The organism is Marinobacterium arenosum, from assembly GCF_019795155.1.
Taxonomy (GTDB): domain Bacteria; phylum Pseudomonadota; class Gammaproteobacteria; order Pseudomonadales; family Balneatricaceae; genus Marinobacterium_C; species Marinobacterium_C arenosum.
Window position 1 is genome coordinate 48,064 of record NZ_JAILYN010000029.1, and the last position, 11,974, is coordinate 60,037.

Annotated in this window: 9 protein-coding genes; 4 read left to right on the plus strand and 5 right to left on the minus strand. The window is 60.1% G+C overall.

Annotated elements, in window-relative coordinates; all coding sequences use genetic code 11:
- Nucleotides 1-66: 66 nt before the first annotated feature.
- Nucleotides 67-465: a flagellar protein FlaG gene (locus K6T12_RS13745; RefSeq protein ID WP_222223445.1), complete on the minus strand. Its 399-nt coding sequence runs from the start codon at nucleotides 463-465 to the stop codon at nucleotides 67-69.
- A 389-nt stretch (nucleotides 466-854) separates the two neighbouring features.
- Nucleotides 855-2,198, minus strand: a complete 1,344-nt coding sequence (locus K6T12_RS13750) for a glycosyltransferase (RefSeq protein WP_222223446.1) — start codon at nucleotides 2,196-2,198, stop codon at nucleotides 855-857.
- 227 nt (nucleotides 2,199-2,425) lie between these two features.
- Between K6T12_RS13750 and sbcD the strand changes: the two genes are divergently transcribed.
- Together sbcD and K6T12_RS13760 are read left to right on the plus strand one after the other, a co-directional pair.
- The gene (gene sbcD, locus K6T12_RS13755; RefSeq protein ID WP_222223447.1) at nucleotides 2,426-3,793 is read left to right on the plus strand and encodes an exonuclease subunit SbcD; all 1,368 of its coding nucleotides are present in this window, start codon (nucleotides 2,426-2,428) and stop codon (nucleotides 3,791-3,793) included.
- Nucleotides 3,790-7,452 (plus strand): AAA family ATPase, encoded by a 3,663-nt coding sequence (locus K6T12_RS13760; protein WP_222223448.1) that lies wholly within the window; start codon nucleotides 3,790-3,792, stop codon nucleotides 7,450-7,452. Before sbcD ends, K6T12_RS13760 begins: the two co-directional genes overlap by 4 nt.
- Nucleotides 7,453-8,135: 683 nt before the next feature.
- On the opposite strand, the gene hisN is transcribed toward K6T12_RS13760, so the two are convergent.
- The 3 genes from hisN to K6T12_RS13775 form a co-directional block, all read right to left on the minus strand.
- Complete coding sequence (gene hisN, locus K6T12_RS13765) at nucleotides 8,136-8,906, minus strand: histidinol-phosphatase (RefSeq protein ID WP_222223449.1); 771 nt, start codon at nucleotides 8,904-8,906, stop codon at nucleotides 8,136-8,138.
- Between the two features lie 123 nt (nucleotides 8,907-9,029).
- Complete coding sequence (locus K6T12_RS13770; protein WP_222223450.1) at nucleotides 9,030-9,950, minus strand: phytanoyl-CoA dioxygenase family protein; 921 nt, start codon at nucleotides 9,948-9,950, stop codon at nucleotides 9,030-9,032.
- A gap of 71 nt (nucleotides 9,951-10,021) precedes the next feature.
- The gene (locus K6T12_RS13775) at nucleotides 10,022-10,810 is read right to left on the minus strand and encodes a hypothetical protein (protein ID WP_222223451.1); all 789 of its coding nucleotides are present in this window, start codon (nucleotides 10,808-10,810) and stop codon (nucleotides 10,022-10,024) included.
- Between the two features lie 253 nt (nucleotides 10,811-11,063).
- Here K6T12_RS13775 and K6T12_RS13780 point away from each other — a divergent pair, with 253 nt between their 5' ends.
- Together K6T12_RS13780 and K6T12_RS13785 are read left to right on the plus strand one after the other, a co-directional pair.
- Nucleotides 11,064-11,408, plus strand: coding sequence for a hypothetical protein (locus K6T12_RS13780; RefSeq protein WP_222223452.1), 345 nt, complete (start codon nucleotides 11,064-11,066; stop codon nucleotides 11,406-11,408).
- A gap of 40 nt (nucleotides 11,409-11,448) precedes the next feature.
- Nucleotides 11,449-11,859 (plus strand): alpha-ketoglutarate-dependent dioxygenase AlkB, encoded by a 411-nt coding sequence (locus K6T12_RS13785; protein WP_222223453.1) that lies wholly within the window; start codon nucleotides 11,449-11,451, stop codon nucleotides 11,857-11,859.
- Nucleotides 11,860-11,974: the final 115 nt, after the last annotated feature.

Below are 11,974 nucleotides of genomic sequence, written 5' to 3' on the forward strand. Positions count from 1 at the left end.
TTACGATGCTAGAAAGCATTCGCCCAATTTGACTAGCGGGTTTTCATTTTGAGGATTATCGCGTCGCTATGCTCGTGTATCGATCAACAAGCCCCGCAGTTCTTCCAGCTTGTTCGCGATCGCCAGCGCTTCTTCGGTGGGGATCTGACGCACCAGTTCATCGGTGGAACGTTCGACCACCTTGATCACCGGCTTGCCGCTCTGTTCATCGATATTGAATTCAAGGTCGCGTTGCCGTGCGCTCGCCAGCTCGCTTAGCCGGTCGACCTGCTCGTCAAGTTGCGGCGCGGCTTTCGTGGAGCTGTTGTCTTCAGGCCCGATCACAACCAGCCGGTTTGCGGAACCGTCCGCAGCCGTGCGGTTTGAAGCTTTATCGAGATTCTGGCCCGCCGCTACACCCTCAATTGAAAACTCCGGTGTTACTGCATGCGCCGGACCTGTGCCGTTGCCAATGAACAATTCCATAACTATCCCCTTCGAACTCGAAACCATGAGCATCGGTTATCAATATAGCTAGCTTCTGCGGGAAAAGTTTTGGGATATTGAATAATTGTTTTGCCAAATCAAATAGGTTTGACGGTCATCTTTGATTGGACTATTGCATGGAGCCGGGAGGGCGGCGTGCGTCGCGAGGCCCTGCAATCTGGTGATTGGCCAAAAAACCGCCTGCGGCGGTGGCGCCCCGGGTGACGCCCTACAAGCGAACTGCCTACATCTGTAGGGCCGGACCTCGCCGGCCGCACCTAGCCGGCCGCACCTAGCCGGCCAAAAATAGTAGCCGGAAGCGAGCTGTGGTAAATGGCCGGCTTGGTCGAAAATGTCGTAGCAGCGCGCTCCGAGCGCGACCCGGCCGTTCAAGTCTTTGGTTGGTCGCCCTCAGCACCCAATGGGCATACCAAGCGGGCTGCTACAGTATTTCCCTCATTATCCGATCCGGATGGCTGCTCCGCCAGCCGGTTCTTGGCCTCGATCCACTGCGACATATATTGGGTGCTTTTATGGTGGTGGTGGCGCAGCATCTGGCCGGTGAAATTGGCCAGCCGGCGGGATTCCAACTGCTGGTGTGCGTCGAGCAGACGCTCGATCAGCGCCGGACCAAGTCGGTCGCGGTCATAGTAGTGGCGGATGATGTCGAAGCCCTGTTGCTGGGCCTGTTGCCAGCGCTTCTGATCCTGGTAGAGGGCCACGGCGGCATCGGCGATCTGTTCGGGACTTTCAGCACTTCCTGTGGATTCAACAATTACGCCGCCCCAGGGCAGGCCGTCGCTCATCGCTTCGGCGCCGACTTCGGTGGTGACGTTCGGGGTGCCAAAGATCATCGCATCGGCCAGCTTGCCCTTGATGCCGGCGCCGAAGCGCAGCGGCGCCAGGCAGAGCCGGGCGTTGCGCATCACCTCTCCGGCGTCGGCCGCCCAGCCCTTGACCAGAAAACCCTGTTTCGGATTGTGCAGCGCAGTCGCCTTGGGCGGTGGGTAGGCGCCGTAGATATGCAGTTCCGCCTGCGGTAGCCGTTTACGGATCAGAGGCCAGATCTGCTGCTTGAGCCAGAGCACCGCGTCCCAGTTGGGCGGGTGGCGAAAGTTGCCGATCGAGACGAAATGATCACGCTGCTCGAACGTGGGCACGGGCTGCTCGGTCAGCGCCGGCTCCAGCATAAAGGGCAGGGTATGCAGCAGGGCGGGACTAACGCCGAACTTATCCTGCAGCAGTTGGGTTTCCACCTCGGAGATCATCAGCGTCAGGTCGCTGCGGTAGATCGCCGCCACCTCGCGCTTGGCCATATCGGAGCAGAGGTCGGGCCAGTCGACGTCGCGGCCCTGCTTAACCGCCTGCTGGCGGGCGTTACGCAGGAAGTGCAGGTCGGAGGTCTCCAACACCCGCAGCGCCTGCGGGCAGGCTTGCTCTACCCGCCAGCCGAACTGCTCCTCCATCATGAAACGGTCGAACAGCACCAGGTCGGGCTGCAGTTCCGCGACATAGTGGTCGAAGCTGCTGCTGTTCAATTCGATCGAGACGGTGGCGACATCCAGTGCCGCCAGGTCGTCCATATGATCACTCAGTTGTGCCGGGCTGGCGAAGATCACCCGCCAGTCCTGCTGACGAAACAACCTGATCAGCTCCATCATCCGGCCGCCGGCGGCGGAGGAACGGGATTCGGGCCAGACATAGCCGACTATCAGTACGGTTTCGATCGACATTTTTACCAGATTTCCAGCGGTTTTCGGCAGGTTAATAGCAGGCGTGAACAGGGCGGGGATTGTAACGCCGGGGCGCAGCGCTGTCAGGGGGCGTGTTATACTGCGCGGCTTTATTCTTTCCGGGGCACAAACCCGTTGAAGCGGGCGGAAGCCTTTTGCTTCGCTCGGCTGTGCCTTTTGCTGTTGGCGGTTGTTCTCATCAGGAACACCGAAGGGACTATCAATACATGCGCATTCTGCACACCTCCGACTGGCATCTGGGCCAGCATTTCATGGGTAAAAGCCGGGAAGCGGAGCACCGCGCGTTTCTCGACTGGCTGCTGGAGCAGATTGAGCGGCAGGATGTTGATGCGTTGATCGTCGCCGGCGACATCTTCGATACCGGCACCCCGCCGAGCTACGCCCGGGCGCTCTATAACCAGTTCGTGGTGGAGATGCGCGACAGTGGCTGCCAGCTGGTGATCCTGGGTGGCAACCATGATTCGGTGGCGACCCTGCATGAATCCCGTGATCTGCTGGCCTGTCTCGGTACCCAGGTGATCGGCGGTCTGCTGGCCGATCCGGCCGAGCAGGTATTGCAGCTGAACAAGCGCGACGGCAGCCCCGGCGCGCTACTCTGCGCGGTGCCGTTCCTGCGCCCGCGCGATCTGCTGGAGAGCCGGGCCGGCCAGAGCGGCGAACAGAAGCAGCAGGCACTGCTGACGGCGGTCAGCCAGTTTTACCAGCAGATCTTCCAGCAGGCTGAACATCTGCGCGACGCCCTGGAGGTCGAAGGCGCAAAGTTACCGATTATCGCCACCGGGCACCTGACCACCGTCGGCGGGCAGAGCTCGGAGTCGGTGCGCGATATCTACATCGGCAGCCTGGACGCCTTGCCGGTCAATGCCTTCCCGCCGGCCGACTATATCGCCCTGGGCCATCTGCACCGCGCCCAGCAGGTCGGCGGCCAGCGCCATATCCGCTATAGCGGCTCGCCGATTCCGCTCAGCTTCGACGAACTGAGCAATGACAAGCAGGTGTTGCAAGTCGATTTCGAGGGCGCGGAGCTGAAAGAGATCACCCCGCTGGCGGTGCCGCGCTTCCAGCCGATGGCCCGGCTGAAGGGCTCGCTGGCGCAGATCGAACAGCAGCTGGCGGTTGTTCTGGTAACTGGCGAGGAACCGGTAGAAGCAGCGCAGGCCGTTAAGGCCGAGGAGCAATTGGGCTTCGATTTTCTGGAGCCTGAGCCGCCAACCTCCGTTCAAGAAAACGAGCCGGAAACAGCCACGCAAGAATTGAAAAAACCGATCTGGCTGGAGGTGGAGGTGGCCGAGGATGATTACCTGTCCGACCTGCAGAACCGGGTTGAAGCGATCGTCGCCGATAAGCCGGTCGAGCTGCTGCGGGTACGCCGCCAGCGCAAGGCGCGGGTGTCGTCCATCCAGGCCGAACAGCAGGAAACCCTGGCGGAGCTGAGCGTCGAGGAGGTGTTCAGCCGTCGGCTGGCGGAGGAGGCGCTGTCTGAGGAACAGTTGCCGCTACTGCATACCGCCTTTGCCCAGGTGGTGACGGAGCTGGAGCAACCGGAAGCCGTGGCCGAGGAGACGAACGCATGAAGATCCTCAGCCTGCGCCTGAAAAACATCAACTCGCTGAAGGGCGAGTGGAAGATCGATTTTACCGCGCCGCGCTTTGCCGAGAACGGCCTGTTTGCCATCACCGGGCCGACCGGTGCCGGCAAGACCACATTGCTGGATGCGATCTGTCTGGCGCTCTACCACGCCACGCCGCGCTTCCGGAGCGTCTCCCAGCAGAGCAACGAGCTGATGACCCGCCACACCGGTGAGTCGTTGGCCGAGGTGGAGTTCGAGGTCAAGGGCGTCGGCTACCGGGCGTTCTGGGCGCAACGGCGGGCCCGCGGCGCCGGTGACGGCAAATTGCAGCCGCCACGGGGCGAACTGGCGCAGATCTCCGACGGCAAGATTTTGACTGACAAGCTGAACGAGAAGGTTCAGCTGGTGAGCGAATTGACCGGATTGGATTTCGGTCGATTCACCAAGTCGATGTTGTTGGCCCAGGGTGGATTCGCCGCCTTCCTGAACGCAAACCCCAATGAACGCGCCGAACTGCTGGAGGAGCTGACTGGCACCGAGATCTATGGTGCCATCTCCAAGCGGGTGTTCGAGCGGATGCGCGACGAAGAGCAGCAGCTCAAATTGCTTGGCGCCAAGGTGGAGAGTACCGAACTGCTGGATGAAGACGCGCAGGCGGCGCTGGTGGCGGAGCAGCAGATGCTGACGGCGCAACTGCAGCAGCGCAAGCAGCAGCAACAGCAGTTGCAGCGCGAGCAGCAATGGCTGGAGAAGGTCGCCACGGCTGAACAACAACTGCAGCAGGCCGGTACCGAACACCAACAGGCGCAGCAGGCACTGGACGACCGGCAGACCGAACTGGCCGGGCTGGATGCTGCGCTGCCGGCGCTGGAGATCAAGCCGCATTACGACCGCTGGCAGGGGCTACAGCAGCAGGGTGCCGAGCAGCGTAAAACGCTTGAACAGCTGCAACAGCAGCAGGCCGAGGCGGCCGAAGCGGAACGGCAGACGGCACAGCAGTTGGAACAGCAGCGGCAGCAGCTGGCTGAGCAACAGCAGGCCCGCCAGCACCTGGAAACCCTGCTCGATCAGCAGGTGATCCCGCTCGACCATCAAGTGGCGACTCAGCAGAGCCAGCTGAAACAGCTGGACGAGCAGCTGATGGCGGATCGGCAGCGTCAGCAGTCCGTCGAACAGCGACAGAGCGGGCTGCAGCAGCAGATCAGCGAACTCCAGAAGGCCCATGATGAGGGGGCTGCCTATCTGCAGCAGTATGCTGCCGACGCTCAATTGGGCAACCGGCTGGCCAGCTGGCAGCAGCAGTTCGAGCGGCGCGCCGAGCTTTCAGCCGACCTGGCGCAAATGCAGGGCCATCAGCGGGACCTGCAACAAAAGCAGACCGCGCTGGTGCAGCAGCAGTCCGAAGCTCAGACCCGTTTACAGCAGGCCCGGCAGCAGTTCGACAGTGCCAGCCAACAGACGGTGCAGCTCAACGAAGCTCGGCAGATGCTATTGGCCGGCCAAAGCGAAGCGGATTTGCGCAGCCAATTGCAGCAACAGCAGCAACAGGCACGGCTGCAGCAACAGCTGAGCAGTATTTTTGAACAGGTCCGGACGCAGCTCGGACAACAGGGTGATTTGGCTAACCAGCAAACTGGTTTGGCGGAACAGTTGGTAGAAAAACTGGCCGAACGGGATAAAGCCCGCGAGCAGTTCAAGCAGGTGCAGCAGCAGCTGAAAGACCTGGAGCGGCTGTTGGAACAGGAGCGGTTGATCGCCAAGTATGAGCAGGACCGGGCCCATCTGGTCGATGGCGAGCCCTGTCCGCTCTGTGGCGCGCTTGAGCACCCGGCGGCCGAGGGTGTGCAGCTACCGGACGATACCCGGCAGCGGCGCGACCAGGCGCAAGCCCAGCTGGAGCAGATCCGCCAGCAGGGCGAGCGGTTGTCTACTGAGATCGCCCGGCTGGAAACCCGCCAGTCCGAACTGCAGCGACAGCTGGCGCAGAGCGAGAATCAGTTGGTCGAACTGCAAGCTCAGTGGGCACAGCTCTGTCAGGCGATGGCAATCGAGCTGCCGCTGGATGATGGCGAACAGATCAAAGGCTATCTGCAACAGCAGCAGGATGCGCAGCAATCGCTTAACAACCGTCTGCAGCAACTCGATGAGTTGAATCAGCAGTTGCAGGCCCATCAGCAGCAGCTGAACAGCGCCCAGCAGGCGTTGGCCAATGAGCAACACCAGCAGCAGATGCTGAGCCAGCAGCTCGAACAGCTGGGCGACCAGTTGGCGGCATCGGGCGAGCAGCAGCAGGGCATTCAGCAGCAACTGGACAAGCTGGAACAGCGTCTGGTCGAGGAGATTGGCGGCCAACTGCCTGCGGCGCAGCAGCAGGCCCAGTGGCTCGAGGCTCAACAGCAACGCTGGCAACGCTACCAGCAGACCGAGCAGGCGCAGCAGGAGCGTAACAGTCAGTTACTGCAGTTGCAGACAGAGACGAAGGCGCTGGCGGAGCAGCAAACCGAGGCGGCCAATCAGGTGCAGCAGCGGCTTGCCCAGCGCGAGCAACAGCAGCAGTTGGCGGATGATCTCAAGCGGCAGCGCCAGGCGCTGTTCGGTGATCGGCAGGTATCCGAGGCCCGCCGAGAGGCGGCCGAGATGTTGCAACAAGCCGAACAGCTGCGCGATACCAGCCAGCAGGCGCTGGAACAGTGCCGCCAGCAGCTCAGCCAGCTGACCGGCTCGCTGACCAGTCAGCAACAGCAACTGGTACAGATCAACGAACAAACGGCACAGGCGCAGCAGCAGTGGCAGCAGGCATTGGCACAAAGCCCGTTCGACAGCACCGAGCAGTTCGAACAGTCGCTGTTGCCGACCGATGAACGCAACCGCCTGACAGCGCTGCGCCAGCAACTACAGGAGCAGCTGCAACGCAGCCGTGCTTTGCAGGAGCAGGCGCAGCAGCAACTGGCCGCGCTTCGGGAACAGCCGCTCAGCCAGCAGACCCTGGCGCAACTGGCCGAGCAGTTGGCGGCGTGCGAGCAGGCCGTGCAGCAGCTGATCGCCCGGCAGGGGCAGATCGAGCACGCGCTGCAGGAGGATAAGCGCAAGCGTGACGCCCAGCAGACATTGCTGGCTGAACTTGAAGCGCAGCGCCAGCAGTACGACCTCTGGCAGCAGCTCAGCAGCCTGATCGGCTCGGCCGACGGCGCCCGTTTCCGCCGTTACGCCCAGGGGCTGACGCTGGATCATCTGGTCGAGCTGGCCAACCGCCAGCTCAACCGGCTGCACGGCCGCTACCGTCTGCAACGCAAGGCCGAGGCGGAACTGAGTCTGGAGGTGGTCGACAGCTGGCAGGCGGATACGGTGCGCGACACCAAAACCCTGTCCGGCGGCGAAAGCTTTCTGGTGTCGCTGGCACTGGCACTAGCACTGTCCGACCTGGTCAGCCACAAGACCAGCATCGATTCGCTGTTCCTCGATGAGGGCTTCGGCACCCTGGATGCCGAGACGCTGGAACTGGCACTGGATGCGCTCGACCAGCTCAACGCCAGCGGCAAGATGATCGGGGTGATCTCCCACGTCGAGGCGCTGAAGGAGCGGATCCCCAACCAGATCAACGTGCAGAAGAATGCCGGCCTGGGCTACAGCAAATTGAGCCCGGAATTTGCTGTGGCGGAGTGAGGCATTGCGAAGGAGGCCGTTGATAACGCCGTGGGCTGCTACAAAGCCAGGCCTCTGTAGGAGGGGGATTTATCCGCGACCAACGGCGGTTCTAGCGGTGCCATGACCGGTCGCCCTAGCTACCCGTAGCAGCGGGCTCCGACCGCGACATGGTTGGTATCGTCCACGGCCTGTCGTCCTCGGAGCGGGGAGCTACAAAGCCCGGCCCCTGTAGGAGGGGATTTATCCGCGACCAACGGCGGTTCTATCGGTGCCATGACTGGTCGCCCTCGCTACCCGTAGCAGCGGGCTTGGCATGCCCCTTGGGTACTGACCGCGACAAGGTTGGTATCGTCCACGGCCTGTCGCCCTCGGAGCGGGCTGCTACAAAGCCCGGAATCCGTAGCAGCGGGCTCCGACCGCGACAAGGTCGGTATCGCCATGACCGGTCCGCCCTCGGAGCGGGCTGCTACGGCAGGCCCTGTAGGGCGTCACCCGGGCGCCAGCGCCGCAGGCGGTTGAAAACGCCCGTTGGCGTTTGGCCGGCCAGGCCTACCCGGCCGGGTCCGGCCCTACATTGGCGTGGTGAAGAACCAGCAGGAGCTCCAGCCACAAGAAAAGGCCGTTGTGGCTGGAAACGAGAGAAGGTATCTACAAGGCCGGGCCTCTGTAAATGCACCCTGTCATGCTGCCAATACCGGCAATCAGCCGTTCAGCAACGCCAACGCCTGCCGGTGCAACTCCGGCGTGGCCGCCGCCACCGCGGTACCATCCCAATCGGCTTCGTACAGCGGTTTGCCCTGCCAGTCGGTAATAATACCACCGGCTTCCTCGATCACCGGGATCAGCGCCATCACGTCATAGATCTTCAGATCTGCCTCGACGATCAGATCCACATGGCCGGCGGCCAGCAGGCCGTAGCTGTAACAGTCGCCACCGAAACGGCGCATCCGGCAGGCTTGCTCCACCCGCTTGAACTGGTCGATCTGCTCACCGACGAACATGTCCGGGTCGGTGCAGAACAGCAGGGCATCCTTGATCTCCTGGGTCGCCGACACCTTACAGGGCTCGCCGTTCAGGGTCGCGCCCTGGCCGACCTGCGCCAGCCAGCGGTCGCCGACCATCGGAATATCGATCACGCCCAGTTCCGGCCGGTTATTACGGGCCTGGCAGATCAGCGTGCCGAAGGTCGGCATACCGGTGATAAAGGCGCGGGTACCGTCGATCGGGTCGATGATCCAGGTGTATTCGCTGTCCTGCTCGGTGCGGCCATGCTCCTCGCCGATGATGTTGTGGTCCGGGAAATGCTCGGCCAGCATCGCGCGCAGCTCCGCCTCGGTGTTCTTGTCGGCGATGGTCACCGGGCTGGCGTCGGACTTATCGTCGATGCTCAGATGGGCGCGAAAGTAGGGCCCGATCACTTCGCGGGCGCGGTCGGCCATCTTGACGGCCAGTTCAGCGGGGGTCAGGGACATGGAACAGGGCTTCCTGCGGTCAGTTAACGAAAAACGAAACAGTCGGGCATTCAAGCAGGAGTCGGGCGGGAAGGCAATGGTAGTCGCCGGCGGGTTAACAACCGCCGGCGACCGAAGCGCGGCTTACCAGTTCTTCATATCTTCAGGCACTGGATAATCCTGGGTTTCTATTGGCAAGTTTCCCCAGACGGCTGGAATCGGCGGTTCGCGGTTGGCGATCATCTCGCCGGCCAATGCTTCGAGGCTGCCCGGTTTGGCCGGATAGTCGGTGTGCCATTCTTGCGGCCAGTTTTCGCTGGTCGCCCTCTGTAATACCTGCGCCATCCAGCGCCGACGTAGCTCTGCCCAGGCCTCACTCTGTATACCGCTTTCGATTATTCCGTCGAAAGGACGGTACTCCACGTAGATGGTGCGTCGCACGCCCGGCGAGCGCTTGGGTTGGGAACCATGCAGGATCATCATATCCTGAATCAGGATATCACCAGCCTTGGCCGGCAGTTCGACTACTCCCGGGACCTCCCAGCCGTGCTGCCGTGAAATATCTTCGATATCCAGCAGCTCGTGCTGTGTACCCGGTACGTAGCGTAGGCAACCATCGCCTTCGGGGGCATCATCGAGATAGATACCGATATTTAGATAGGGGTACTTGCGCGAATGGGGTGCACCCTGGTGCCATTTGATTACTGGGTGCGGATGTTGCTGCTTGTACAAAATATCCAGTTGCAGTGGTACTGCCCCGCGACCGCAGAGTTCACGGGCCACAGCCATCATCGCCGGGCAGGCGAGCAGGTCTAACGCCGCATCAGGATCGATGGCGAAAATATCGTCGACCCGCATTACCCGAGGGCCGACCGGATCTTCCACGACGCAGGCGCCATGCAGTGGTTGTCCCTGGTGGTGAGCGTTCATCGCTTCGCTCTCCAACTGTTGGGCCAACTGCTGCCAGCGGTTCAGTAGTTTGGCTGGCAGGGCATTGTCCAGCCGGATATAACCGTTCGTCAGGAATTGTTGTTGCTGCTGTTTGTCGATCGTATAGTGGCTCATCATATCGTCCTTGAGATTAATCAGAGTTAGTAATAACCATCGGTCCAGTGATATCTCGTCGATGGCTTTAGCTAGAAGCTAAGGGAAGAGGTGGAACCTTCCCATGTATAGCTTGCAATTCCCAGCCTCTGTTGTTGCTCCATCTCCATCCCCGTCTGTGCAGCGCGAAAAATAAGCTCACCGTAGTTTTCATTACGTGGCCATATCAGCGGAAGCTTAAAGTGCCGATCGATAAAGGCTTCAAGTTCTACGTCGTCAAGTATTCTGGGGCCATCAAACTCCCGGCAGATCGACTCGGCGAGATTTAACTCCTGGCCCCAGAAGAATACCTGCTCAGCCTTGATTCTCTGCTGGAACTCAAGTACTTGATGTTCTCGGCCAGCATCGTAGAGCGGCCGCCAAATATCGGCCAGCAAGGTTTCCACCGGTTGATCTGGTTGCCACAGACTGGCGTCAGCTTGGATCAGGTGGATCTTGTCGAGGGTGGTTGTCGGGAGTTGAGCCAGCAGTTTGTGTGCCTGGTTCAGTACATCCGTATCTATCTCCAGAACAGTGACTGCTGTTACCGCTGGGTTCAGGGCGGTATTGGCAGCGGCGATCCCCATGCCGAAGCCCATGACCAGTGTGTGTCCATGGGCCAGCCGGCAACCGATCTCCTGGCTTTCGATTTCGCTGGGACAGACTGACATCCAGGAGCCCACGCCCCCCTGGAACAGGATAGGCATCCTGTCAACGAGATAGCGTGTGCCCCAGTATCCGCGCATTGGTACCATGTTCAGGGATTCGATGCGCCAGTTACCGAAAGTTTCGTCGTCAAAGCTTGGGACCCAGAGTTTGGGTGTGTAGATAGTGTCGTCCATGAGTGAATAGCTCCTCTATACGATACCCAAAGGGGCTGAAATTGGCCGAAAGTTCTGAGTCTTCCAGTGATGTAATGTTAAGGCTTCCATCCAAGCTGCTTGGGGAGGTGTTATAAATGCCATTCAGGATAGTTGCTTTTATATGTAATCGCCTGATCGGCCTAAAGAATTTTTTGCTGACAGGCTTTATACCCGTACGATAACCGTACTATCTTAAACGGACGCCAAGGCAGCAAAAGGGCAGGGATGCACTATGACCGATAGGTATTTACGTTTACCGTTGCAGTTCGATGTAGAACGACTGCAGCAGGATCTGGCCAAGTTACGACATCACCCATGGATAGAGCACCTCAACCGTCACGCCCACGACGGCGGTTGGCGGGCGCTGCCGCTACGCTCGGTGGATGGCAAGGTGGATTGGATTGCAGTGGTGGAATCTGCCCCTACCCGTTATCGCGCCACCCGCTACCTTGAGGAATGCGATTACCTTCCCGAGGTCCTGGCCAGTCTCGAATGCCCACTGGTTTCCGCACGGTTGATGTCTCTGGCGGCTGGCGAGGAGATCCGTCGCCGTACCGATCTGGCATTCTCCTATTAGGACAGATCCGGCTAACCCGAACAAAGGAGGTTATTTTAAAATGAAACTGCCCATGTCATGCGATGTGGAATATTTAGAAAGCTTTGTTTCCAAAGCAGAGAGCACTGAATTATTTGAATGGTTTTACGCCAATTGTGACATCCAGAAGCTGGAAGAGATTCTGATGGCGGACGGGACAAATCACCCGGTGCGTCCGTGGAAGATAATGTTCGTCGATCAGGAGCTGGAAGATTATGCTATTTTTTCCGAAGTACACGGAAGAAATAGAATGAAGTGGCCGCCGCTGATAGAGGTGATAAGGGACAGAATCGAGCAGCTTACCGGGGTCGAATTCAGTGTCTGTGTGTGTCTTTATTATCCAAACGGTGAGGAGGGGATTGGATTTCATTCTGATCCACCGGCATTTGGCCCGACCACTCCGTTGCCGTCGATTAGTGTGGGTGAACCCTGAATTCAGATAATAAGTGCAACACTCATGGTTGAAAGGCGGGAGGTGGCCAACTGCTGACAGTGATACGCTTCAGCTCGCCAAAGTAGAAGAAGTACCACCATGAGTTATCAGCAGT

Excerpts from the sequence above, each read along its gene's own strand:
- K6T12_RS13745 (WP_222223445.1), bottom strand. The coding sequence starts at position 465 with ATGGAATTGTTCATTGGCAACGGCACAGGTCCGGCGCATGCAGTAACA.
- K6T12_RS13750 (WP_222223446.1), bottom strand. The coding sequence starts at position 2,198 with ATGTCGATCGAAACCGTACTGATAGTCGGCTATGTCTGGCCCGAATCC.
- sbcD (WP_222223447.1), top strand. The coding sequence starts at position 2,426 with ATGCGCATTCTGCACACCTCCGACTGGCATCTGGGCCAGCATTTCATG.
- K6T12_RS13760 (WP_222223448.1), top strand. The coding sequence starts at position 3,790 with ATGAAGATCCTCAGCCTGCGCCTGAAAAACATCAACTCGCTGAAGGGC.
- hisN (WP_222223449.1), bottom strand. The coding sequence starts at position 8,906 with ATGTCCCTGACCCCCGCTGAACTGGCCGTCAAGATGGCCGACCGCGCC.
- K6T12_RS13770 (WP_222223450.1), bottom strand. The coding sequence starts at position 9,950 with ATGAGCCACTATACGATCGACAAACAGCAGCAACAACAATTCCTGACG.
- K6T12_RS13775 (WP_222223451.1), bottom strand. The coding sequence starts at position 10,810 with ATGGACGACACTATCTACACACCCAAACTCTGGGTCCCAAGCTTTGAC.
- K6T12_RS13780 (WP_222223452.1), top strand. The coding sequence starts at position 11,064 with ATGACCGATAGGTATTTACGTTTACCGTTGCAGTTCGATGTAGAACGA.
- K6T12_RS13785 (WP_222223453.1), top strand. The coding sequence starts at position 11,449 with ATGAAACTGCCCATGTCATGCGATGTGGAATATTTAGAAAGCTTTGTT.